Source organism: Achromobacter sp. 2789STDY5608621, assembly GCF_001299375.1.
In the GTDB taxonomy this organism is placed as follows: domain Bacteria; phylum Pseudomonadota; class Gammaproteobacteria; order Burkholderiales; family Burkholderiaceae_B; genus Achromobacter; species Achromobacter insuavis.
In genome coordinates, this window is sequence record NZ_CYTU01000073.1 from 1 (window position 1) to 23,426 (window position 23,426).

Annotated in this window: 18 protein-coding genes, 1 tRNA gene and 1 pseudogene; 4 read left to right on the forward strand and 16 right to left on the reverse strand. The window is 64.3% G+C overall.

Going from position 1 to position 23,426, the window contains the following annotated elements:
- The 5 genes from AOZ53_RS31475 to AOZ53_RS31495 form a co-directional block, all read right to left on the reverse strand.
- On the reverse strand, positions 1-156 hold a 156-nt coding region (locus AOZ53_RS31475; protein ID WP_231690717.1), incomplete at its 3' end, for a GTP-binding protein.
- Positions 157-236: 80 nt separating this feature from the next.
- The gene (fusA, locus tag AOZ53_RS31480) at positions 237-2,339 is read right to left on the reverse strand and encodes an elongation factor G (RefSeq protein WP_006392077.1); all 2,103 of its coding nucleotides are present in this window, start codon (positions 2,337-2,339) and stop codon (positions 237-239) included.
- An 18-nt stretch (positions 2,340-2,357) separates the two neighbouring features.
- The gene (gene rpsG / locus AOZ53_RS31485; RefSeq protein ID WP_006216561.1) at positions 2,358-2,828 is read right to left on the reverse strand and encodes a 30S ribosomal protein S7; all 471 of its coding nucleotides are present in this window, start codon (positions 2,826-2,828) and stop codon (positions 2,358-2,360) included.
- A 175-nt stretch (positions 2,829-3,003) separates the two neighbouring features.
- Entirely contained in the window at positions 3,004-3,381 is a 378-nt protein-coding gene (gene rpsL / locus AOZ53_RS31490; protein WP_005017264.1) for a 30S ribosomal protein S12, read from the reverse strand.
- Between the two features lie 612 nt (positions 3,382-3,993).
- Entirely contained in the window at positions 3,994-4,695 is a 702-nt protein-coding gene (locus tag AOZ53_RS31495) for a response regulator transcription factor (protein WP_054435557.1), read from the reverse strand.
- Between the two features lie 261 nt (positions 4,696-4,956).
- On the opposite strand from AOZ53_RS31495, the gene AOZ53_RS31500 reads away from it, so the two are divergent.
- Genes AOZ53_RS31500 through AOZ53_RS31510 form a run of 3 tightly spaced genes read left to right on the forward strand, consistent with a single transcriptional unit; the run spans position 4,957 to position 9,154 of the window.
- The gene (locus AOZ53_RS31500) at positions 4,957-5,673 is read left to right on the forward strand and encodes a response regulator transcription factor (RefSeq protein WP_054435555.1); all 717 of its coding nucleotides are present in this window, start codon (positions 4,957-4,959) and stop codon (positions 5,671-5,673) included.
- 33 nt (positions 5,674-5,706) lie between these two features.
- Entirely contained in the window at positions 5,707-6,816 is a 1,110-nt protein-coding gene (locus AOZ53_RS31505) for a FecR family protein (RefSeq protein ID WP_054490862.1), read from the forward strand.
- A gap of 10 nt (positions 6,817-6,826) precedes the next feature.
- Positions 6,827-9,154, forward strand: coding sequence for a CHASE2 domain-containing protein (locus AOZ53_RS31510; RefSeq protein ID WP_054435552.1), 2,328 nt, complete (start codon positions 6,827-6,829; stop codon positions 9,152-9,154).
- Between the two features lie 18 nt (positions 9,155-9,172).
- Here AOZ53_RS31510 and AOZ53_RS31515 read toward each other — a convergent pair whose 3' ends face one another.
- A complete protein-coding gene (locus AOZ53_RS31515; RefSeq protein WP_054490865.1) occupies positions 9,173-10,492 on the reverse strand; it encodes a serine/threonine-protein kinase in 1,320 nt (439 codons plus the stop codon).
- A 156-nt stretch (positions 10,493-10,648) separates the two neighbouring features.
- Here AOZ53_RS31515 and AOZ53_RS31520 point away from each other — a divergent pair, with 156 nt between their 5' ends.
- A complete protein-coding gene (locus AOZ53_RS31520; RefSeq protein ID WP_054435550.1) occupies positions 10,649-11,044 on the forward strand; it encodes a TssQ family T6SS-associated lipoprotein in 396 nt (131 codons plus the stop codon).
- Positions 11,045-11,157: 113 nt separating this feature from the next.
- Here AOZ53_RS31520 and rpoC read toward each other — a convergent pair whose 3' ends face one another.
- From rpoC to AOZ53_RS34000, 10 genes and pseudogenes are all read right to left on the reverse strand, one after another.
- Positions 11,158-15,402 carry a DNA-directed RNA polymerase subunit beta' gene (gene rpoC / locus AOZ53_RS31525; RefSeq protein ID WP_006392084.1) on the reverse strand — a complete coding sequence of 1,415 codons (4,245 nt, stop codon included), beginning with the start codon at positions 15,400-15,402 and terminating at the stop codon, positions 11,158-11,160.
- Positions 15,402-19,514 carry a DNA-directed RNA polymerase subunit beta gene (gene rpoB / locus AOZ53_RS31530; protein WP_054435548.1) on the reverse strand — a complete coding sequence of 1,371 codons (4,113 nt, stop codon included), beginning with the start codon at positions 19,512-19,514 and terminating at the stop codon, positions 15,402-15,404. Before rpoB ends, rpoC begins: the two co-directional genes overlap by 1 nt.
- 163 nt (positions 19,515-19,677) lie before the next feature.
- A complete protein-coding gene (gene rplL / locus AOZ53_RS31535; RefSeq protein ID WP_035359782.1) occupies positions 19,678-20,058 on the reverse strand; it encodes a 50S ribosomal protein L7/L12 in 381 nt (126 codons plus the stop codon).
- Between the two features lie 81 nt (positions 20,059-20,139).
- The gene (gene rplJ, locus AOZ53_RS31540) at positions 20,140-20,664 is read right to left on the reverse strand and encodes a 50S ribosomal protein L10 (protein ID WP_006392087.1); all 525 of its coding nucleotides are present in this window, start codon (positions 20,662-20,664) and stop codon (positions 20,140-20,142) included.
- Positions 20,665-20,934: 270 nt separating this feature from the next.
- On the reverse strand, positions 20,935-21,636 hold the full coding sequence (rplA, locus tag AOZ53_RS31545) for a 50S ribosomal protein L1 (RefSeq protein WP_006392088.1): 702 nt from the start codon (positions 21,634-21,636) through the stop codon (positions 20,935-20,937).
- 2 nt (positions 21,637-21,638) lie between these two features.
- On the reverse strand, positions 21,639-22,070 hold the full coding sequence (gene rplK, locus AOZ53_RS31550) for a 50S ribosomal protein L11 (protein ID WP_006389587.1): 432 nt from the start codon (positions 22,068-22,070) through the stop codon (positions 21,639-21,641).
- A 61-nt stretch (positions 22,071-22,131) separates the two neighbouring features.
- Positions 22,132-22,665 carry a transcription termination/antitermination protein NusG gene (nusG, locus tag AOZ53_RS31555; protein ID WP_006389586.1) on the reverse strand — a complete coding sequence of 178 codons (534 nt, stop codon included), beginning with the start codon at positions 22,663-22,665 and terminating at the stop codon, positions 22,132-22,134.
- Between the two features lie 9 nt (positions 22,666-22,674).
- Positions 22,675-23,055 (reverse strand): preprotein translocase subunit SecE, encoded by a 381-nt coding sequence (gene secE / locus AOZ53_RS31560; RefSeq protein ID WP_006389585.1) that lies wholly within the window; start codon positions 23,053-23,055, stop codon positions 22,675-22,677.
- A gap of 64 nt (positions 23,056-23,119) precedes the next feature.
- A tRNA-Trp gene (locus AOZ53_RS31565) sits at positions 23,120-23,195 on the reverse strand.
- Between the two features lie 164 nt (positions 23,196-23,359).
- Positions 23,360-23,426: pseudogene (locus AOZ53_RS34000) on the reverse strand (elongation factor Tu); the annotation flags it as partial.

Here is a 23,426-nt window from a genome sequence, read left to right on the forward strand (position 1 = left end):
CGCGTCGATCTGGTCGTAGCCCTTGGCTTCGCCGCCGAACTTGCTCGACAGAACGGTCGTGATCGCCGCCGTCAGGGTGGTCTTGCCGTGGTCAACGTGACCGATCGTGCCGACGTTCACGTGCGGCTTGGTGCGTTCGAACTTACCTTTTGCCATGATCTCTATCCTTTGACTTTCAAGGAAACTTTAATTTCTGCCGGGACCGCCCGGATGGGGCGGACCCGGCAAAGGGTTATTTACTTGGCCCGAGCGGCGATGACTTCGTCAGCGACGTTCTTGGGGGCCTCGGAGTAATGCTTGAATTCCATCGTGTACGTGGCACGGCCTTGCGTCAGCGAACGCAGGTTCGTGGCGTAACCGAACATCTCGGCCAGCGGAACTTCGGCCTTGATGGTCTTGCCACCGCCGACCATGTCGTCCATGCCCTGAACCATGCCGCGACGCGAGGACAGATCGCCCATCACGGTACCAGCGTAGTCTTCAGGCGTTTCGACTTCAACGGCCATCATCGGTTCCAGCAGCACGGGGCTCGCCTTGCGCATGCCTTCCTTGAACGCCATCGAGCCGGCCATCTTGAACGCGTTTTCGTTCGAGTCCACATCGTGGTACGAACCGAAGAACAGCGTGACCTTGACGTCCACGACCGGGTAACCGGCCAGGATGCCGGCAGGCAGCGTTTCCTGGATGCCCTTGTCCACTGCGGGGATGTATTCGCGAGGAACCACACCGCCCTTGATGGCGTCGACGAACTCGTAGCCGCCGCCCGGTTGGAGCGGTTCGACCTTCAGGACCACGTGACCGTACTGGCCGCGACCGCCCGACTGCTTGACGAACTTGCCTTCGACTTCTTCGCAGGTCTTGCGGATCGTTTCGCGGTAGGCCACCTGGGGCTTGCCGACGTTCGCTTCCACGCCGAATTCGCGCTTCATGCGGTCGACCAGAATTTCCAGGTGCAGCTCGCCCATGCCGGAAATGATGGTTTGGCCGGATTCTTCGTCGCTGCGCACGCGGAACGACGGATCTTCCTGAGCCAGACGCGACAGCGCCAGACCCATCTTTTCCTGGTCAGCCTTCGACTTGGGTTCGACGGCCTGCGAGATCACGGGCTCCGGGAACACCATGCGTTCCAGCAGGATGTGGGAGTCGATGTCGCACAGCGTTTCGCCGGTCGTCACGTCCTTCAGGCCCACGACGGCGGCGATGTCGCCAGCCAGAACTTCCTTGATTTCCTCGCGGTTGTTCGCGTGCATCTGCAGGATGCGGCCGATACGTTCCTTCTTGCCCTTGATGGGGTTGTAGACCGTATCGCCCGACTTCAGGACGCCCGAGTAGACGCGCACGAAGGTCAGCTGACCCACGAACGGATCGCTCATCAGCTTGAACGCCAGCGCCGAGAACTTCTCGCCGTCATCGGCATTGCGCTGCACGGCATTGCCGTCGTCGTCCTGACCGTCGACCGGGGGAATGTCCACGGGCGAAGGCAGGTAGTCGATGACCGCGTCCAGCATGCGCTGCACGCCCTTGTTCTTGAAGGCGGTACCGCACAGCATCGGCTGGATTTCGCCAGCGATGGTGCGTTGACGGATGGCCAGGTTGATTTCGGCTTCGTCCAAGGAACCCGTTTCCAGGTACTTGTTCATCAGCTCTTCCGACGATTCGGCGGCGGCTTCAACCAGCTTTTCGCGCCATTCGTTGGCAGTGCCTTCCAGCTCGGCCGGAATGTCCTTGTAGTCGAACTTGGTGCCTTGGCTGGCTTCGTCCCAGATGATCGCCTTCATCTTGACCAGGTCGACCACGCCTTGGAACGTGTCTTCGGCGCCGATGGGGATCACGATGGGCACGGGGTTCGCGCGCAGACGCGTCTTCAGCTGGTCATAGACCTTGAAGAAGTTCGCGCCGGTACGGTCCATCTTGTTGACGAACGCCAGACGCGGCACGCCGTACTTGTTGGCTTGACGCCACACGGTTTCGGACTGGGGCTGAACACCACCCACCGCGCAGTAGACCATGCAGGCACCGTCCAGGACGCGCATGGAACGTTCCACCTCGATGGTGAAGTCCACGTGCCCCGGGGTGTCGATGATGTTGATGCGGTGCTCGGGGTAGTTGCCGGCCATGCCACGCCAAAACGCCGTCGTAGCAGCCGACGTAATGGTGATGCCACGCTCTTGCTCTTGTTCCATCCAGTCCATGGTGGCGGCGCCATCATGCACTTCGCCAATCTTGTGATTGACGCCGGTGTAGAACAGGATACGTTCGGTCGTGGTGGTTTTCCCTGCATCGATGTGCGCAGAGATGCCAATGTTGCGATAGCGCTCGATCGGGGTTTTGCGGGCCATGGTGGGTTAGTCCTTAAATTACCAGCGGAAATGGCTGAAGGCCTTGTTGGCCTCGGCCATCTTGTGCGTGTCTTCGCGCTTCTTCATCGCGGCGCCACGACCTTCGGAGGCGTCGATCAGTTCGCCAGCAAGACGCAGATCCATCGACTTCTCGCCACGCTTCTTGGCGGCTTCACGGAGCCAACGCATAGCCAGGGCCAGGCGGCGCACGGGGCGCACTTCAACCGGCACTTGGTAGTTGGCACCGCCAACGCGGCGGCTCTTCACTTCGACGATCGGCTTGATGTTGTTGATCGCCAGGCTGAAAACTTCGATCGGCTCCTTGCCGGTCTTGGTTTGCACTTGCTCGAGGGCACCGTAAACGATGCGCTCGGCGACGGCCTTCTTGCCGTCCAGCATGACGACGTTCATGAACTTGGCGAGCTCGACGCTGCCGAACTTGGGATCGGGCAGGATCTCGCGCTTGGGTACTTCGCGACGACGGGGCATTGTTGCTTCCTTGTGTCTGTTCAGTTGAACCGTGTTTCATTACACGGCCATGGCCGTCCACTGGGACGACCCCTTACGTGCCGCGCACCTTCCTGTATTCCGGATGGCGCGGTTGCACTTCCCTAATGACGGATGGCCGCCACGCGGGGGTACTGCTAACTCGCGTTGCGAGCCCTTAGGCCTTCTTCGGGCGCTTGGCGCCGTACTTCGAGCGGGCTTGCTTGCGATCCTTGACGCCTTGCAGGTCGAGGGAACCGCGCACGATGTGATAACGCACACCGGGCAAGTCCTTCACACGACCGCCACGCACCAGAACCACCGAGTGCTCTTGCAGGTTGTGGCCTTCACCGCCGATGTACGAAATGACTTCGTAACCGTTGGTCAGACGCACTTTGGCAACCTTACGCAGAGCGGAGTTCGGCTTCTTGGGGGTGGTGGTGTACACGCGAGTGCACACGCCGCGGCGTTGCGGGCAGTTTTCGAGCGCGGGGCTCTTGCTTTTGATGATGCTGACTTCGCGCGGCTTGCGCACGAGTTGGCTAATGGTAGGCATGACCTTTGAAATCCCTTTTACGTACCACTGGTAAGTACTTACGTACTCGTCTCTTCGAGTAATGACTCTCGGAGAAGGCGGCTCGCGCAAAACCGCCTCAAACGTTCAAATACGTAAAAGAGCGGGCTTGCCAACAAACCATGACAAACGCACAAACCGGATGCTTCGGAGATGGCGGCGTTGGTTGACGGGGGCTCGTGACGCACCCCTTTGGTCTTGGGCCGCCAAGCTGGGCGCGAAGCCTTCGCTTGGATGATTGGCCGGACCTGTCTTCCTGGCGCCTCAAATGCCAGTCCTGGCATCGACTTTGCGCGCGATTAAAGCAGTAAGCCCTTTAGCATAGCTTAGATTCCGGCGCACTGTCAAAATCTTTTGTAAGCGTTGCGTGGGGGCACGTTGGCGGCAAAAGACGGCCTGTTAGGCGCAGGTCCGGCCCAGGTCGGCAAAATTGGGGCCAAATTGACGACACGCGGATGCGGTCTTGGGCACAGGGAGCGCCTGGCCGGATATCGGCCCCGGGGCCGGGCCGGGAATGCCACGCAGCGGCGGCGTCGGACTGCTGGCAGTGTAGCCGGCCCCCGCGACTTTGCGGAAACGTCCGGCGGCGTGCGGTTACTGGTCGGCGAACAGGTAGCCGCTGCCGTAGACGGTGCGGATCGGCAGCATCAGCCCCGCCATCTCCGCCTTGCGGCGCAGGCGGCTGACGATCACGTCGATGCTGCGCGTGCCGCTGGAGCGGGCGCCGCCGCCTTCCTGGCGCAGTTCGTCGCCCAGTTCGTTGCGGCCGACCGCCCTGCCCGCCACCTCGAGCAGCGAACGCACGATCAGGCGTTCATTGGCCGACAGGGAAATCGTGGTGCCGGACGGCGCCGCCAGGGTCCAGCCCTGGTCGCGCAGTTCCCACTGGCCGAGGGTCGGCTCCTCGGTCGTCAGGTTGTCCTGCCCGGCCGGCAGGCGCCGCGCCAACGCCAGCAGGATGCAGGCCAGTTCGCGAGGGTCGTGCGGCGGCGGCAGGCAGGCGTCCGCGCCGCTCTGCAGGCAACGCAGGCGGGTATCCAGGGACAGGTTGTTGCCCATCACCACGATACCCAGCGGCGAGGAGCCGTGCAGGCGGGCCACCAGGGCATAGCCGATTTCACCGAGGGTGCCCACGTTCAGCACCACGGCGTCGTAGGGGCTGTTGCTGAGCAGGCCAAACAATTCCAGGGAAGTCGAGCAGCCGCGGGCCGAAATTCCAGCTTGAAGCAGTGCGGACACAGCGGTGTTACGTGCAGCCTCGTCCGGCGACATCATCAGTACGCGCAATTGATTCATAGGTTCTTTCCATCCCATCTGCCCCGACCGCGCCCGGCAGACTGCGCCGGTTGACGGGAGGGGTCGGGACAGTGTGGCCCGTTGTTGTGCAACAACTCCAGTCAAGATTCGTTAAGTTTGCAATGTTTGACAGTTCTTGGCACAACGTAGCCAACAGTGACGCGACGCGAGTTATCATTCCATTACACAATCCTTTCTTCTTCTTGCAGTAGGGCGCCACAGGGCGCGCTTGCGCAGCCAACCTTCGCGAGACCACGTCTGATGAAAATCGCGTCGCTGGAAGACGACCTGGACCAGGCGAAACGTATCCAGCAAGTCCTGACTGCCGCCGGATATACCTGCACCAGCTATCAGCAAAGCCGCGACCTGCTTGCCGCTTTGCGCACTGAAACGTTCGACCTGGTGCTGCTGGACTGGCACCTGCCCGATATCGATGGCGATGATGTGGTGCGCTGGCTGCGCGCCAACATCGGCCCGCGCATTCCCGTCATTTTCCTGACCAACCGTTCCAGCGAGGACGACCTGGTCGAGGGCCTGCGCGCCGGCGCCGACGACTACATCGTCAAGCCGCTGCGGCCGCTGGAACTGCTCGCGCGCGTCGCGGCATTGCTGCGCCGCAGCCAGATCGCCGAGCCCGCCGACGAATCGTTCGACGTGGCCGCCTACCGCATCGAGCCCGCGGCGCGCGCCATCCTGCTCGACGGCGCGGCGGTCACGCTGGCGCCCAAGGAATTCGAGCTTGCCCTGCTCTTTTTCCGCAACCTCGGCCGCCTCATGTCGCGCGACGTGCTGGCCGAATGCGTCTGGAACCGCGAAATCCCAGCGACCTCGCGCACGCTCGACACGCACCTGTCGAACATCCGGCAGAAGCTGCAACTGCGACCGGAACACGGCGTGCGCCTGAGCTCGTCCTATGCGCTCGGCTACCGGCTGGAATTGATATCCGCGTCCGAAGATAGCCCGCCCTCCGCGCCTTAGCGCCTGGCGGCATTACCTGGAGATTTGAACGACATGAGCCGCTGCCGCGCGCTTTCTTTGCTTGCCCTGCTTTCCGGCCTGCTGCTCGCAATCCCCTCCCACAGCCAACCCGCGGGCGCGCTGGGAGAGAACTTCATCTACCGCGTGCGCCAAGGCGACACGCTGATCAACATCGCCGCGACCTACACGCGCAACCAGGCCAACTGGAGCCCGCTGCAGTCGCTCAACCAGGTCGCCACGCCCGAGCGCCTGCCCATCGGGCTGGAACTGCGCATCCCCCTGTCAATGATTCCGGAGCGCGCCGCCGATGCGCGCGTGGTCCACGTCAGCGGCCAGGCGAACCTGGACGGCCAGGCCCTCAAGCCAGGCGCCAACGTGGCCGAAGGCAGCAAGGTCGTGACCGCCCCCAACGGCTTCGTGACGCTCGAGCTGGCCGACGGCTCCAAGCTCACGCTGCCGGCCGATGGCGCCGTCGAACTGACCCGCCTGCGGCAATTCGAAGGCACCGACCTGACCGACTCGGTCATCCACGTCGAACGCGGCAGCGTCGAATCCAGCGTCGCCCCGGGCGGCCAGGGCGTGGGCCGTTTCGAGGTCCGCACGCCGGTGGCCGTGACGGGCGTGCGCGGCACGCGTTTCCGCGTGCAGAGCGGCAACCTGGGCGTGCACAGCGAAGTGCTGGAAGGCAGTGTGCGGCTGCAGCCGCACGCCCCCGGCGCCGCGCCGGCGCAACCGGTGGCGGTGGCCAAGGGCTACGGCGCCGCCATCGGCGCCGATGGCAGCGTCGCGGGCGTGCGGCCACTGCTGGCCGCGCCGCAGCTCGGCGCGCCGGTGCGCGCCGGCGGCGGCGGCTGGACCAGCGCGTTCCCGCCCGTGCCTGGCGCACAGGCCTACGTCGTGCGCGTGGCGCGCGATGCCGACGGCACGCAGCCGGTGTCGTCGACCCGCTTTCCCAGCCCGGACATCCGCTTCAGCGCCCCCGGCCCCGGCACCTTCTACGTCTCGGTGCGCGCCGTCGACGAACTGGGCCTGGGCGGCCAGGACGCCACGGCCACCTTCACCGGCGTGAACCAGCTGATGACCAGCAGCGGCCTGGGCGTCGCCACCGGCTTCGGCGGACTGGTCACGCTGAACGAGTACTAGATCCGCGCCCATGGCCGATGCCGCCGACTCCAACGACCGGGCCTCGCGATCAGGCCTGTGGTTGACGGTGGCGTTGGCGCTGCTGGCCGCGCTGCTCGGTTCCTTCAACGGCCTGGGACGCGTCGACCAGATCCTGTATGACCGCGCCGTCGCGCTGACGGGCCGCGACATGTCGCCCGACATCGTGATCGTGGCGATCGACGACACCAGCATCGACGCGCTCGGCCGCTGGCCCTGGCGCCGCGCGGTGCACGCGGCATTGCTGGACCGCCTGCAGGGCGCGCGCGCGGTCGGCCTGGATTTGATCTTCGCCGAACCCGACACCACCCATCCCGGCGACGACGCCATCCTCGCCGACAGCCTGCGGCGCAATGGCCACACCGTGCTGCCGGTGGTGCTGGACCGCCTGGCCTACCCCTCCTCCATCAGCACCCCGATCCCGATCCTGGCGCAGGCCGCGGCGGGCAGCGGTTTCATCAACGCCAACCTGGATGCCGATGGCGTGCTGCGGTCGGCGATGCTGACGACGCGTTTCGCCGGCGAGCGCTGGCAGCATTTCGCGTTGAGCATGCTGGACGTGGGCGGCCAGACGGCGATGGCCGAGCGGCTGCTGCGCCGCGCGGGCAAGGATGGCGGCATCCTGATTCCCTACGCCGGCCCCGCGGCGCATACGCGCGCGGTGTCCTACCTGTCGGTGCTGCGCGGCGACGTGCCGCCCGAGCAGCTGCGCGGCAAGTATGTGCTGGTGGGCGCCTGGGCCACCGGCCTGGGCGACGCCTACACCACGCCGGTCTCGCACGAGGTCAGCGGCATGCCGGGCGTGGAGATCATCGCCAACCTGCTGCAGGCAGCCAACGACGACATCGCCTTCCGGCCGCCCGCTCCCTGGCTCAATGCCCTGTTCTCGGCCCTGCCGGTGCTGCTGGCCTGCCTGGCGCTGTGGCGCCTGTCGCCCAACCTGGCGCTGCTCGTCAACATCGGGCTGCTGGCGCTGGTGCTGCTGGCCAGCCTGCTGCTGCTGGGCCACAGCTACCAGTGGTTCGCGCCCACCGCCGCGCTGGTGGGCGTGGCGCTGTGTTACCCGCTGTGGAGCTGGCGCAGCCAGGAGGCCGCGCTGCGCTACATGGACAACGAGCTGCGCCGCCTGCAGCGCGAATACCCGCCGGTGCTGAACGAAGCCCGGGCGCAATCGGGCGGCACCAGCGCCTCGCTCGAAAGCCGCGTCGGCGAATTGCGGCGCGCGCTGGCGCGGGTGCGCAACCTGCGGCGTTTCCTGGCCGACGGGCTGGATGGCATGCCAGACGCGACGCTGGTCTTCGACCAGGATGGCCGCATGCAATTTCGCAACCAGGCCGCCGTGATGTACTTCCAGCGGCTGGGCATGCGGCCGCCGCGGGTCGGCCATCCCGCGATCCATCTGCTGGAAAAGACCATCGGCGACGACGCCACGCGGCAACGCGTGGCCCAGGTGCTGAGCGGCCAGGGACCGGCCACCGAACAGTCGCCCTGGAGCGCCGACCTGGAAGTGCGCGACCACGCCGGCCGCGACCTGATCCTGAAATGCGTGCCGATCCATACGGCCGAAGGCAACTTCGCCGGCACCGTCGCCACCCTGACGGACATCTCCGGCATCCGCCAGGCCGAACGGCAGCGCGAAGAGACGCTGCGCTTCATCTCGCACGACATGCGCGCGCCGCAAAGCTCGATCCTGGCGCTGGTCGAGATGAAGCAGGATGGCGCGCCGCAGGATGGCCGCGACGACACCCTCGTGCGCATCGCCGCGCTGGCCAACCGCACGCTGCATCTGGTCGACGATTTCGTGCACCTGACACGCGCCGAATCGATGGCCATCAACGCGGTCGACCTCGACCTGGGCAGCCTGCTGCAGGATGGCGTCGATGAATTCTGGGCGGCCGCGCACAAGCGCGGCATCACGCTGGCGGTCGCGCCTTCGCTGCCGATGGCCTACGTGCGCGGCGACCAGACGCTGCTGATGCGGGCCTTGAGCAACCTGATCGACAACGCCATCAAGTACAGCCCGGCCGACACCCGCATCAGCTGCGACATCGACCAGGTGCCCGGCTACTGGCGCGTGCATGTCCGCGACCAGGGGCAAGGCATCGCGGCGCAGGACCTGGCGCGCTTGTTCGAACCGTTCGCGCGCGTCGGGGTCGCCACCCGCGGGGACGTGGGCGGCGCGGGATTGGGATTGGCCTTCGTGCGCACCGTGGCGCAACGCCATGGCGGCGAGGTCGAAGTGACCAGCGAAGCAGGCGTCGGCTCGGTGTTCACGCTGCGCCTGCCGATGGCGCCGGAGGACGCCGCGGCCCAGGCCTAGACCCTGGCCGCGCTCACGTCACTGGAAGGCGTGCGAGATCACGGCCGGCTTGCCCGGCTTGACTTCCAGCGTCGCCCGATAGGGCGGCAGATCGGCGTTGCGCAGCAACACCTGGTACTTGCCGGGTATCAGCCGCAATTCCTTGACCGGCGGACTGATGCCGCGCGCCACGCCGTTGATCCACACCTCGCCCCACGGCCGGATGTCCAGGCGCACCAGCACCGGCACGGGCTTGGGTTTGGGCGCCTCTTCCTGCGGCGCCAGGGCCGGCGCGGCGGGTTCCTGCGCGCCTGGCGTCGCGGGCGCCGCATTGGCGTCCGGCTCCGCCGTGGCGGGCGGCGCGGAAGGCGCGGCGGCCCCAGGCCCGGCTGGCGCGACGGCAGGCGGCATCGCCGCTGTGCCGCCCGCGTCCGGCGCGGGCGTCTCGGGCAAGGCGGCCTGCGGCGCGGGCGCCGCCGACAGCGGTGGCGCCGGTTCGGTGGCGGGCGGCGCGGGACTGGCGGCGGGTGGCGCAACGGGCGCGGCCGGCGGATTCGGCTGCACCACTTCGGAACGGGTGATCAGGGCGTTGCCCGTGCCGAGCCCCGAACGGATCCAGGCGTAGGCGCCGGCGCCGATCAGCGCCACCAGCAACAGCAGAAGCAGCAGCGGCCGACCCCCGCCGCCGCGCGGCTTGGCGGCCTCTGCCGCCGGCGCGGCGGGCGCGGCCGTCACCTTGGCCGGGGTCGCTTCCGGCGCGGCGGGCGACTCATCCACATAGACCGCGATATCGAGCAGCGCGGCCAGTTCGCCCAGGGTCTGCGGCCGGTCGGCCGGCAGCATGGCCAGGCCATGATCGATCGCGGTCAGGAACGCCGGGCTGTATTTCGTCAGGCCCAGCGACGCCAGGGGTTCGTAACTGTCTGTCGCGCGGCGCTCCGGCGCCGGCGGCGGACGCAGCCCGATCACCAGCGCGTGCATCACCGCACAGAGCGCGTAGACGTCGGTCCAGGGGCCGCGCGGCCATTCGGCCGAATCCGTGTAGAGCTCGAACGGGGCGAACCCCGGCAAGGGTGTCAGGCCGGAACGGCGCGACCGGGGCACCGCCAGCTCCGGCAACAGGTGCGCGCGCGCGCCTTCATCCATGCCCACCGTATCCAGCGAGATATCGCCGCATATTTCGCCTTGCGCATGCAGGCTCATCAGCGAAGGCAGCAGATCCGACAACAACCGTTTGATGCGGGTTTCCGGCACCCCGCCCGCCGCGCTGGCGGCGATGGCGCTCAAAGGACGCAGCGCGAGCGGCGCGGCGCCTGAAAAAGGGCTGCGCGGCGTGTGCAGGCCGGCGGGTGAGGACATGTTCAACATACTGCGCAAGGGGCGCGAAAACGGGTTAAGGGCGGATAGGCGGATATTATCCAATCCGTTACGCAAGGACATTGCCGAAAATGTCGGAGCGCATCAGGCTGTGGCACGATAGCGTATCGCCAAATTCCCCCCACCTAGATGAAACCCATGAAAATTCGCCTGCTCGGCAGTTTGCTCGGATTATCGTTCGCCCTGGCCGGCTGCTCCGGCCTGCCGGTCACCCAGCCCGACCATCCGCCCACGCCCGAGGCGCTGGAGCAGTTGCAGCAGGTTCGTGACCAATATAGCGCCGGGCACTACGGCGAGGTCATCCGCCGGGTGGCCAGATCCGATGAGCTGGCCGGCTCCAGCAAGGCCGTGCGCATCGAGGCCTACAAGCTGCAGGCGTTCAGCTACTGCGTCAGCAAGTACCCGCAACTCTGCGAAGACAGCTTCAGCCGCATCCTGCAGCTGGACCCCGCCTTCGAACTGGCGCCGAACGAAGCCGGCCACCCGGTCTGGGGCCCGGTGTTCCAGCGCGCCAAGAGCCAGGTGGCCAAGTAGGCGCCAGCGCCCCCGTCGCGCAGACAAAAAAAGGCCGCTGATTCGCATCAGCGGCCTTTTTGTTTCTGGCCTCCCCCGCCGGTCCTGCGCGGGGGGTGCACCGGACGTCGCCCTTATTCGGCGGCGTCCTCGCTGCCCAGGTCGGACGACGGGGCATCGGCGTCCGAGCCCACCGTGACCGGCGAGTCTTCGAACGGGTTGGCCAGCTGGCGGGCGGCTTCGCGTTCCGCGGCCTCCAGGGCTTCCTTGTCCTTGCGGGCATGGTGGTACGCCAGGCCGGTACCGGCCGGGATCAGGCGGCCGACGATGACGTTTTCCTTCAGGCCACGCAGGTCGTCGCGCTTGCCCATGATGGCGGCTTCGGTCAGGACACGCGTGGTTTCCTGGAACGAGGCGGCCGAGATGAACGAGTCGGTCGACAGCGAGGCCTTGGTGATACCCAGCAGCACGTTTTCGTACGAAGCCGGACGCTTGTCTTCAGCGTTGACGCGGTCGTTCTCGTTCAACAGCTCGGAGCGCTCGACCTGCTCGCCCGGGATGAACTCGGTATCGCCCGCATCGACGATGTTCACACGGCGCAGCATCTGACGAACAATCACTTCGATGTGCTTGTCGTTGATCTTCACGCCCTGCAGACGGTACACGTCCTGCACTTCGTCGACGATGTAGGTCGCCAGCTTCTCGATGCCCTGCAGGCGCAGGATGTCGTGGGGATCGGCCGGGCCGTCCACGATCATTTCGCCCTTGTTCACCACTTGGCCGTCGTGCACCAGCACCTGCTTTTCCTTCGGAATCAGGAACTCGTGGCTGACGCCTTCCAGGTCGGTGATGACCAGGCGCTGCTTGCCCTTGGTGTCCTTGCCGAACGAGACCGTGCCGGTGACGTCGGCGAGCATGCCGGCATCCTTGGGCGAACGGGCTTCGAACAGCTCGGCCACGCGCGGCAGACCGCCGGTAATGTCGCGGGTCTTTTGCGATTCCTGCGGAATACGCGCCAGCACTTCACCCACGGCAACCTGCTGGCCGTCACGCACGGTGATCAGCGCGCCGACCGGGAACGAGATGTTCACCGAGTGATCGGTGCCGGCGATCTTGACGTCTTCGCCGTTCTCGTTGGCCAGCTTGATCTGCGGACGCATGACGATCTTGCCGCCACGGGTCTTGGGCGTGATGACGACGAGCGTCGACAGGCCGGTGACTTCGTCCACCTGCTTGGCCACGGTCACGCCTTCTTCGATGTTCTCGAAGCGGACGGCGCCGCCGTATTCCGACACGATCGGACGGGTCAGCGGATCCCACGTCGCCAGGCGCGCGCCGGCCTTCACGGCCTCGCCATCGCCCACCAGCACGGTCGCGCCGTACGGGATCTTGTGGCGTTCGCGTTCGCGGCCGTTGTCGTCGAAGATCGCCAGTTCGCCCGAGCGCGAAATCGCGACGCGTTCGCCCTTGGCGTTGGTGACGTAGCGCATGGTGCTGGCAAAGCCGACCACGCCGCTGGACTTGGTTTCCACCGCGCTGGCCAGGGCCGAACGCGACGCCGCGCCACCGATGTGGAACGTACGCATCGTCAGCTGCGTGCCCGGTTCACCGATGGACTGGGCGGCGATGACGCCAACCGCTTCGCCCTGGTTGACCGGCGAGCCGCGGCCGAGGTCACGGCCGTAGCAGTGTGCGCACAGGCCATGGCGCGTTTCGCACGTCAGCGGCGTGCGGACCTTGACTTCGTCCACGCCGATGCGGTCGATCATGTCGACCATGTCTTCGTCCAGCAGGGTGCCGGCGGTGATCGCCGTTTCCTGCGTGTCCGGATTGACGATGTCGATGGCAGCCACGCGGCCGAGGATGCGGTCGCGCAGCGGCTCGATGACTTCGCCGCCTTCCACCAGGGCCTTCATGTTGTAGCCCTGCGAGGTGCCGCAATCGTCCTCGGTGATCACCAGGTCTTGCGTCACGTCGACCAGACGACGGGTCAGGTAACCCGAGTTCGCCGTCTTCAGTGCCGTGTCGGCCAGACCCTTACGCGCGCCGTGAGTCGAGATGAAGTACTGAAGCACGTTCAGGCCTTCACGGAAGTTCGCGGTAATGGGCGTCTCGATGATCGAGCCGTCCGGCTTGGCCATCAGGCCGCGCATGCCGGCCAGCTGGCGGATCTGGGCGGCCGAACCGCGGGCGCCCGAGTCAGCCATCATGTAGATGGAGTTGAACGATTCCTGGCGCACTTCCTCGCCGTGGCGGTTGACCACGGGTTCGGTTGCCAGCTGTTCCATCATCGCCTTGCCGACCTTGTCGCCGGCCTTGCCCCAGATGTCCACCACGTTGTTGTAGCGTTCCTGGGACGTGACCAGACCCGACGAGTACTGCTTGTCGATTTCCTTCACTTCGCGGCTGGCTTCGGCCAGGATGCCTTCCTTGGCCGACGGGATCAGCATGTCGCCCATGGCGATCGAGATACCGCCGCGGGTGGCCAGGCGGAAGCCCGACTGCATCAGCTTGTCGGCGAAGATCACCGTGTCGCGCAGGCCGCAACGGCGGAACGACTGGTTGATCAGGCGCGAGATTTCCTTCTTCTTCAGCGCCTTGTTCAGGACGGTGAAGGGCAGGCCCTTGGGCAGGATCTCGGACAGCAGCGCGCGGCCGACGGTGGTTTCGTGGCGGCGGATCACCGGCTGCCATTCACCCGCTTCGTCGCGCTCGTGTTCCTTCAGGCGCACGGTGATGCGCGTCTGCAGTTCCACTTCGCCGTTGTCGTAGGCGCGTTGCACTTCGGCGACGTCGGTGAAGAAGATGCCTTCGCCCTTGCCGTTGATGCGCTCGCGCGTCGTGTAGTACAGACCCAGCACGATATCCTGGGACGGCACGATCGACGGTTCGCCGTTGGCCGGGAACAGCACGTTGTTCGAAGCCAGCATCAGCGTGCGCGCTTCGAGCTGGGCTTCCAGCGACAGCGGCACGTGGACGGCCATCTGGTCACCGTCGAAGTCGGCGTTGAACGCCGCGCAGACCAGCGGGTGCAGCTGGATGGCCTTGCCTTCGATCAGCACCGGCTCGAACGCCTGGATGCCCAGACGGTGCAGCGTGGGCGCACGGTTCAGCATGACCGGGTGTTCGCGGATGACTTCTTCCAGGATGTCCCAGACCACCGGTTCCTGGCTTTCCACCAGTTTCTTGGCGGCCTTGATGGTCGTGGCCAGGCCCATCATCTCCAGGCGATTGAAGATGAACGGCTTGAACAGTTCCAGGGCCATCAGCTTGGGCAGGCCGCACTGGTGCAGCTTGAGCTGCGGACCCACCACGATGACCGAACGGCCCGAGTAGTCGACGCGCTTGCCCAGCAGGTTCTGACGGAAACGACCGCTCTTGCCCTTGATCATGTCGGCCAGGGACTTGAGCTGGCGCTTGTTGGCGCCGGTCATGGCCTTGCCGCGGCGACCGTTGTCCAGCAGCGAGTCGACGGCTTCCTGCAGCATGCGCTTTTCGTTGCGCAGGATGATTTCAGGGGCCTTCAGCTCCAGCAGGCGCTTCAGACGGTTGTTGCGGTTGATGACGCGGCGGTACAGGTCGTTCAGGTCGGAGGTCGCGAAGCGGCCGCCGTCCAGCGGCACCAGCGGACGCAGGTCCGGCGGCAGCACGGGCAGCACTTCCATGACCATCCACTCGGCCTTGATGCCGGACTTCTGGAAGCCTTCCAGCACCTTCAGGCGCTTGGAGATCTTCTTGATCTTGGCTTCCGAGCTGGTGGCCTTCAGTTCGCCGCGCAGCGTTTCCACTTCGCGGTCGATGTCGATGGTGCGCAGCAGTTCGCGCACGGCTTCGGCGCCCATCAGGGCACGGAAGTCGTCGCCGTACTCTTCGGTCTTGGCGAGGAAATCGTCATCCGACATGATCTGGCCGCGCTTGAGCGGCGTCATGCCGGGTTCGATCACGCACCAGGCTTCGAAGTACAGGACGCGTTCGATGTCGCGCAGGGTCATGTCGAGCACCATGCCCAGACGCGACGGCAGGCTCTTCAGGAACCAGATGTGCGCGACGGGGCTGGCCAGCTCGATGTGGCCCATGCGTTCACGGCGAACCTTGGCAACGGTGACTTCAACGCCGCACTTCTCGCAGATCACGCCACGGTGCTTCAGGCGCTTGTACTTGCCGCACAGGCACTCGTAGTCCTTGATCGGGCCGAAGATCTTGGAGCAGAACAGACCGTCGCGTTCAGGCTTGAACGTGCGGTAGTTGATGGTCTCGGGCTTGCGAACTTCGCCGTAGGACCACGAACGGATCTTCTCGGGCGAGGCGATGCCGATCTTGATGGCATCGAATTGCTCGTCTTGCGAGACTTGCTTAAAGAGGTCGAGTAGCGCTTTCATTAGTTACGCTCCAAATCCATGTCCAGGGCCAACGAGCGGATTTCCTTGACCAGCACGTTGAACGATTCCGGCATGCCGGCATCGATGACGTGATCGCCCTTGACGATGTTTTCGTATACCTTGGTGCGGCCGGTGATGTCGTCGGACTTCACCGTCAGCATTTCCTGCAGGGTGTAGGCGGCGCCGTATGCTTCCAGCGCCCACACTTCCATTTCCCCGAAACGCTGGCCACCGAACTGCGCCTTGCCGCCCAGCGGCTGCTGGGTCACGAGCGAGTACGGACCGGTCGAACGGGCGTGCATCTTGTCGTCGACCAAGTGGTGCAGCTTCAGGTAGTGCATGTAGCCGACGGTGACCGGGCGCTCGAACTTCTCGCCGGTGCGGCCGTCGTACAGCCACGCCTGCGTGCGCGAGGGCGTCAGCGCCATGCGCTTGGCGACTTCGTCCGGATAGGCCAGCTCCAGCATCTTGGTGATTTCCTCTTCGGTCGCGCCGTCGAAGACGGGCGTCGCGAACGGCACGCCGTTCTTGAGGTTCTGGGCCATTTCCATGACTTCTTCGTCGGTCAGCTCGTCGATGCGCGCGCCGGTGCCGGTCGTGTTGTAGACCTTGTCCAGGTACGCACGGACGTTCTTGACCTGCGCGGTGCGCTCGTCGCGCAGCATGTCGGCGATGCGGTGACCCACGCCCTTGGCAGCCCAGCCCAAGTGCACTTCCAGCACCTGACCCACGTTCATCCGCGAGGGCACGCCCAGCGGGTTCAGAACGATGTCGGCCGGCGTGCCGTCAGCCATGTGCGGCATGTCTTCCACCGGGGTGATGCGCGAGACCACGCCCTTGTTGCCGTGACGGCCTGCCATCTTGTCGCCAGGCTGCAGACGACGCTTCACGGCCAGGTAGACCTTGATCATCTTCAGCACGCCCGGGGGCAGCTCGTCGCCCTGCGTCAGCTTCTTGCGCTTCTCTTCGAAGGCCAGGTCGAACTGGTGACGCTTCTGCTCGAGCGATTCCTTGGCCTGCTCCAGCACCACGGCGTGGGGCTCGTCGGCCAGGCGGATGTCGAACCACTGCCAGCGATCCACGTCGGCCAGGTAGGCCTTGGTGATCGTCGCGCCCTTGGCCAGCTTGCGCGGGCCGCCGTTGACGGTCTTGTTGACCAGCATCTTCTCGATACGGTCGAACTGGTCGTTTTCAACGATGCGCAGCTGGTCGTTCAGGTCCTGGCGATAGCGGCGCAGTTCATCGTCGATGATGGACTGGGCGCGCTTGTCGCGCACGATGCCTTCACGCGTGAACACCTGCACGTCGATCACGGTGCCGGTCATGCCCGAGGGCACGCGCAGCGAGGTGTCCTTAACGTCGGACGCCTTTTCACCGAAGATGGCGCGCAGCAGCTTTTCTTCCGGCGTCAGCTGGGTCTCGCCCTTGGGCGTGACCTTGCCGACCAGCACGTCGTCGGCGCTGACTTCGGCGCCGATGTAGGTGATGCCGGAATCGTCCAGGCGGTTCAGTTGCGTCTCAGCCAGGTTGCTGATGTCGCGCGTGATTTCTTCCGGACCGAGCTTGGTGTCGCGGGCAACGACCGTCAGTTCCTCGATGTGCACCGAGGTGTAGCGGTCATCGGCAACAACCTTTTCGGAGATCAGGATCGAGTCTTCGAAGTTGTAGCCGTTCCAGGGCATGAACGCGATCAGCATGTTCTGGCCCAGGGCGAGTTCGCCCAGGTCCGTCGACGCGCCGTCGGCCAGCACGTCACCCTTGGCGACCTTGTCGCCACGCTTGACGATGGGACGCTGGTTGATGTTCGTGTTCTGGTTGGAACGCGTGTACTTGATCAGGTTGTAGATATCGACGCCGACTTCGCCGGCGACGTTTTCTTCGTCGTTCACGCGGATCACCACGCGCTCGGCGTCGACGTGGTCGACCAGGCCGCCACGCAGCGCCTGCACGGTGGTGCCCGAGTCAACGGCCACGGTGCGCTCGATACCCGTACCCACGACCGGCTTTTCCGGACGCAGGCAAGGCACGGCCTGACGTTGCATGTTGGCGCCCATCAGCGCGCGGTTCGCGTCGTCGTGCTCCAGGAACGGAATCAGCGAGGCGGCGACCGACACGATCTGCGACGGGGCAACGTCCATGTAGTGCACGTTGGCCGGCGAGGTCAACATCGTTTCGCCCGCTTCACGGCAAGCGACCAGGTCGTCGACAAAGGCGCCCTGCTCGTCCAGCGCGGCGTTGGCCTGCGCGATGACGTAGTGGCTTTCTTCGATGGCCGACAGGTAATCGATCTGCTCGCTGACGCGGCCGTCGATGATCTTGCGGTAAGGCGTTTCCAGGAAGCCGTACTCGTTCAGGCGAGCGTACAGCGCCATGGAGTTGATCAGACCGATGTTCGGGCCTTCCGGCGTTTCGATCGGGCAGACGCGGCCATAGTGGGTCGGGTGCACGTCACGGACTTCGAAGCCGGCGCGCTCGCGGGTCAGACCGCCCGGGCCCAGTGCGGAAACACGACGCTTGTGCGTGATTTCCGACAGCGGGTTGGTCTGGTCCATGAACTGCGACAGCTGGCTCGAACCGAAGAACTCCTTGATGGCGGCCGAAATCGGCTTGGAGTTGATCAGGTCGTGCGGCATCAGGTTTTCGGTCTCGGCCTGGCCCAGACGTTCCTTGACGGCGCGTTCGACACGCACGAGGCCGGCGCGGAACTGGTTCTCGGCCAGTTCGCCGACGCAACGCACGCGGCGGTTGCCCAGGTGATCGATGTCGTCGATCTGGCCACGGCCGTTACGCAGCTCGACCAGCACCTTGATGGTTTCAAGGATGTCTTCGTTGGTCAGCGTCATCGGGCCGGTGATGTCTTCACCACGGCCCAGACGGCTGTTGACCTTCATGCGGCCGACGCGCGACAGATCGTACGTTTCTTCGCTGTAGAACAGACGCTGGAACAGCGCTTCCACCGCTTCTTCGGTAGGCGGTTCGCCAGGACGCATCATGCGGTAGATGGCAACGCGCGCGGCCATCTGGTCGGCGGTTTCATCGGTGCGCAGCGTCTGCGAGATGTACGGGCCGCGATCCAGGTCGTTCGTGTAGAGCGTCTGGATGTCGTGCACGTTGGCGGCGCGCAGGGCGCCCAGCACGCTTTCGGTGATCTCGTCGTTGGCGTTGGCGATGACTTCGCCGGTATCGGCGTCAACGATGTTCTTGGCCAGCACGCGGCCGTACAGGAAGTCTTCCGGCACGGAGATGCGCTGGATGCCGCCGGCAGCCAGGTCGCGCAGATGCTTGGCGTTGATACGCTTGTCTTTTTCGACGATGACCTTGCCGGAGCGGTCCGCGATGTCGAAACGGGCCATTTCGCCCTTCCAACGCTCGGGCACGAACTCCATCATGCCGCCTTCGCTCTTCAGTTCGAAGTTGTCGAAGTCGAAGAAGTTGGCCAGGATCGATTCCGGCGTCATGCCGATCGCCTTGCACAGGATCGTCACGGGCATCTTGCGGCGACGGTCGACGCGGAAGAACAGGACGTCCTTGGGGTCGAATTCGAAGTCCAGCCACGAACCGCGGTAGGGAATCACGCGGGCCGAGAACAGGAGCTTGCCGGAGCTGTGCGTCTTGCCGCGGTCGTGCTCGAAGAACACGCCAGGCGAGCGGTGCAGCTGCGAGACGATGACACGCTCGGTGCCGTTGATGACGAACGAACCGGTGCCGGTCATGAGCGGAATTTCGCCCATGTAGACTTCCTGTTCCTTCACTTCCTTAACGGTGGGCTTGCTGACTTCGCGGTCAAGCAGCACCAGGCGGACCTTGGCTCGCAGGGGCGAGGCATAGGTCAGGCCACGTTGCTGACATTCCTTGACATCGAACACCGGTTCGCCGAGCACATAGCTCACGAACTCCAAGCGCGCCATACCGTTGTGACTAACGATCGGGAAAATCGACGAAAACGCCGCCTGCAAACCGTCGGCTACGCGATCGGACGGGGCGGTATCCGCCTGCAGGAAAGTTAGGTAGGATTGAAGCTGAGTCGCCAAAAGGAAGGGAACGTTTTGAACGTCTTCACGCTTGGCGAAGCTTTTGCGGATGCGCTTTTTTTCGGTGTACGAGTAAGGCATGAGCACTCCGACTCGAGGTTGCATGGGCCGTCAACCACGGCCCCAGGTGATACGACTCCAGGAAACCCCTCTGGAAAGGGCATGACCCCAGCAGGGGTTTCCTGGAAACGCAAAAGCCCGGGGACGGCAAATTGCGCTGTCCCCGGGCAAGTTGACGCAGGTCTTACTTGACTTCGACCTTGGCGCCAGCTTCTTCCAGCTTCTTCTTGGCGGCTTCGGCGTCAGCCTTGGCCACAGCTTCCTTGACGGGCTTCGGAGCGCCGTCGACCAGGTCCTTGGCTTCCTTCAGACCCAGACCGGTCAGCTCGCGCACGGCCTTGATGACGGACACCTTGTTGGCGCCGGCTTCAGCCAGGATCACGGTGAACTCGGTTTGCTCTTCAGCAGCGGCGGCAGCGCCACCAGCGGCGGGAGCAGCGACAGCGACAGCGGCGGCAGCAGCCGACACGCCGAACTTCTCTTCCATTTCCTTGATCAGCTCGGACAGCTCGAGCACGGTCATGCCAGCGATGGCGTCAAGGATTTCAGCTTTGTTAAGTGCCATTTTTCAGAACTCCAAAAATTTTGGTAATGCCAGGGTTTGGGTGTCGCTCGGTCGTTCAGCGAATTCCGTGAAGGGCGGGGATTAAGCCGCGGCCTTCTGGTCGCGCACGGCGGCGAGGCCACGGGCGAACTTGGTCGGAACTTCGTTGAGCGTACGCACGAATTGCGCGATGGGGGCTTGCATGGTGCCCAGCAGTTTCGACAGCAACTCTTCGCGCGAGGGCATGGTGGCCAGAGCCTTCACGCCGTCTTGGTTCAGCAGGCTGTTGGGCAGAGCGCCCGCCTTGATGACCAGCTTGTCGTTGCTTTTCGCGAAACCTGCGAGGACCTTGGCCGCCGAAACCGGATCAGTGCTGATGCCATAGATCAGCGGACCGGTCAGTTGCTCAGCCAACGGCTCGAAAGCCGTGCCGGCAACAGCACGACGGGCCAGCGAGTTCTTCAGAACACGCAGATACACGCCCGATTCACGCGCAGTTTTGCGCAGTACGGTGACAGAGGCGACGTCCAGACCACGGTACTCGGCGATAACAATCGATTGCGCCTTGGCCACTTCGGCCGAGACTTCCTCGATTACCACCGCTTTCTCTTGACGATTGAGACTCACGGTTTGAACACTCCATCAAAAGACGCTTGGGGCCGAAGCCTTGCGCGTCAACCGAATGCGGCGCCTGGTCGAGTTCTTCAGATAAAGAAATCTTCCTGGGGACGCCGTCTACGCTGGATCCGAACTGTGCGAGCTTCGGGATTAAGCGGGGCAGCGGGGGTACTGCTTCCAGCGGAAGGAGAACCTTCGCGCCGACCTGCTCCAGCGGTCTTTGACAGCAGCATCCGGAGGAATCCGGATGCGGCCCAAAGTACGTTTACAGCTGTTGGCTTAGTTGGAAGCCGACAGCGAGGCAATTTCCACGCGCGCACCGCCGCCCATCGTGGACGAAACGGCCAGCTTGCGCAGGTAAATGCCCTTGGCAGCGGCGGGACGAGCCTTTTGCAGGGCGTCGACCAGAGCGGCCAGGTTGGTTTGCAGCTGTTCCACGCCGAACGACGCGCGGCCGATCGTTGCGTGGATGATGCCGGCCTTGTCGGTGCGGTACTGAACCTGACCGGCCTTGGCGTTCTTGACGGCGGTGGCGACGTCGGGGGTCACGGTGCCGACCTTCGGGTTCGGCATCAGGCCACGCGGGCCCAGGATCTGACCCAGGGCGCCGACGACACGCATCGTGTCGGGCGAGGCGATGACCACGTCGAAGTCCATTTGACCGGCCTTGATCTGGTCAGCCAGGTCGTCCAGGCCGACGATGTCGGCGCCAGCGGCCTTGGCGGCCTCGGCCTTGTCGCCTTGGGCGAACACGGCGACGCGGACCGACTTGCCGGTACCGGCGGGCAGCACGACCGAACCGCGGACCAGTTGGTCCGACTTCTTCGGGTCGATGCCCAGCTGCACGGCCACGTCAATCGATTCGTTGAACTTGGCGACAGCGGTTTCCTTGACCAGGGTCAGGGCTTCGGCGACCGGGTACAGCTTGGTGCGGTCGATCTTTTGCGCAATGGCGGCGGCGCGCTTGCTCAGTTTTGCCATGATTAGATCCCCTCAACCGTGATGCCCATGCTGCGGGCGCTGCCAGCGATCGTGCGGACGGCGGCGTCCAGATCAGCGGCGGTCAGATCGGGGCCCTTGGCCTTGGCGATTTCTTCAGCTTGCGCGCGGGTCAGCGTGCCGACCTTGTCGGTATGCGGCTTGGACGAACCCTTTTGCACGCCGGCGGCCTTCTTGATGAGGACCGTCGCGGGCGGGGTCTTCATGATGAAGGTGAAGCTCTTGTCGGCGAAAGCGGTGATCACCACCGGAATCGGCAGACCAGGCTCCATGCCTTGGGTCTTGGCGTTGAACGCCTTGCAGAATTCCATGATGTTCAGGCCACGCTGACCCAGGGCCGGGCCAATCGGGGGGGAGGGGTTAGCCTTACCAGCCGGCACTTGCAGCTTGATAAAGCCGACGATCTTCTTCGCCATGCTTTGCTCCTTGCGGGTTATATCGCCCTAGCGCGCGGCCAGGGCTCCCCGGGGGTTGAAATCAGGTCTTTTCGACCTGGCTGAAATCCAGTTCGACGGGGGTGGCACGACCGAAGATCGTGACAGACACGCGAACCTTGCTCTTTTCGTAGTTGACTTCTTCGACGTTGCCGTTGAAGTCCGCAAACGGACCTTCCTTGACCCGAACCATCTCGCCCACTTCGAACAGGATCTTGGGGCGGGGTTTCTCGACGCCCTCTTCCATCTGGGAGAGGATCTTTTCGACTTCCTTTTCGGAAATCGGGGTCGGACGATTGCCCGAGCCACCCAAAAAGCCGGTGACGCGGTTGGTGTTCTTGACCAGGTGCCACGTTTCGTCGGTCAGGTCCATTTCGACCAGGACGTAACCGGGGAAAATGCGGCGCTCGGTGATCGACTTCTGGCCACCCTTGACCTCGACGACTTCCTCGGAGGGCACAAGAATGCGGCCGAAAGACGTTTGCAGGCCCGCGCGCTCGATGCGCTCGTTCAGGGCCTTGTGTACGCTTTTTTCCATGCCGGAGTACACATGGACGACATACCAACGCTTACTCATTCGCCGTCCTTATTTCCAGCCCAACAGCAGGCCGTAGAGAATCCATTCGATGCCCTTGTCGAGCACCCACATGAAAATGCCCATGACCGCCACGAACGCGAAAACGATGCCCGTCATCTGGGTCGTTTCCTTGCGGGTGGGCCACGAGACACGCTTGACTTCGTTGTAGGACTCGCTGGCAAAGCTCAACGTGCGACGACCCGGTTCGCTGAACCAGGCGATCACGGCCGCGATCACGAGGCCGCCGACAAAGACGCCGATACGAGCAGGCATCGGTTGTGCGCTGAGCACGGAAAACCCGACGATGCCAGCAATAACGACAAGAACCGCCAGCCCGAGCTTGACCCGGTCGGCGGTACTGGTTACGGTTTCTACGCTGGTATTAGACATATTGCGACGCGAGCCGCCGTGAATGCGTAACTCGCGATGATCTCCCGCGGGTTTATCCTGGCGGTGGCAGGGGCAGTAGGAATCGAACCTACAACCTTCGGTTTTGGAGACCGACGCTCTGCCAATTGAGCTATGCCCCTAAAACACTCACATTCGCACTCACGTGCACTGCACTTTCATCGTTCCGCTTCATTTTCCAAGCCACTACCATGTGTAGCGGCTTGCGGAACCATACATCATACTACTTTTACAGCAAAGATGGATAGAGGGGTTTGAGAGCCCACTCTACCCATCCGGGTATTGCTTACTTCAGGATCTTGGCGACGACGCCGGCGCCGACGGTACGACCGCCTTCACGGATGGCGAAACGC

What these genes read in the sequence shown, in the direction of transcription:
- rplK (WP_006389587.1), bottom strand. Translation starts at nt 22,070, where the DNA reads ATGGCGAAGAAGATCGTCGGCTTTATCAAGCTGCAAGTGCCGGCTGGT.
- AOZ53_RS31515 (WP_054490865.1), bottom strand. Translation starts at nt 10,492, where the DNA reads ATGTCCTCACCCGCCGGCCTGCACACGCCGCGCAGCCCTTTTTCAGGC.
- AOZ53_RS31505 (WP_054490862.1), top strand. Translation starts at nt 5,707, where the DNA reads ATGAGCCGCTGCCGCGCGCTTTCTTTGCTTGCCCTGCTTTCCGGCCTG.
- rpsG (WP_006216561.1), bottom strand. Translation starts at nt 2,828, where the DNA reads ATGCCCCGTCGTCGCGAAGTACCCAAGCGCGAGATCCTGCCCGATCCC.
- rplA (WP_006392088.1), bottom strand. Translation starts at nt 21,636, where the DNA reads ATGGCAAAACTGAGCAAGCGCGCCGCCGCCATTGCGCAAAAGATCGAC.
- AOZ53_RS31510 (WP_054435552.1), top strand. Translation starts at nt 6,827, where the DNA reads ATGGCCGATGCCGCCGACTCCAACGACCGGGCCTCGCGATCAGGCCTG.
- AOZ53_RS31520 (WP_054435550.1), top strand. Translation starts at nt 10,649, where the DNA reads ATGAAAATTCGCCTGCTCGGCAGTTTGCTCGGATTATCGTTCGCCCTG.
- nusG (WP_006389586.1), bottom strand. Translation starts at nt 22,665, where the DNA reads ATGAGTAAGCGTTGGTATGTCGTCCATGTGTACTCCGGCATGGAAAAA.
- secE (WP_006389585.1), bottom strand. Translation starts at nt 23,055, where the DNA reads ATGTCTAATACCAGCGTAGAAACCGTAACCAGTACCGCCGACCGGGTC.
- rpoB (WP_054435548.1), bottom strand. Translation starts at nt 19,514, where the DNA reads ATGCCTTACTCGTACACCGAAAAAAAGCGCATCCGCAAAAGCTTCGCC.
- AOZ53_RS31495 (WP_054435557.1), bottom strand. Translation starts at nt 4,695, where the DNA reads ATGAATCAATTGCGCGTACTGATGATGTCGCCGGACGAGGCTGCACGT.
- AOZ53_RS31500 (WP_054435555.1), top strand. Translation starts at nt 4,957, where the DNA reads ATGAAAATCGCGTCGCTGGAAGACGACCTGGACCAGGCGAAACGTATC.
- fusA (WP_006392077.1), bottom strand. Translation starts at nt 2,339, where the DNA reads ATGGCCCGCAAAACCCCGATCGAGCGCTATCGCAACATTGGCATCTCT.
- rpsL (WP_005017264.1), bottom strand. Translation starts at nt 3,381, where the DNA reads ATGCCTACCATTAGCCAACTCGTGCGCAAGCCGCGCGAAGTCAGCATC.
- rpoC (WP_006392084.1), bottom strand. Translation starts at nt 15,402, where the DNA reads ATGAAAGCGCTACTCGACCTCTTTAAGCAAGTCTCGCAAGACGAGCAA.
- rplL (WP_035359782.1), bottom strand. Translation starts at nt 20,058, where the DNA reads ATGGCACTTAACAAAGCTGAAATCCTTGACGCCATCGCTGGCATGACC.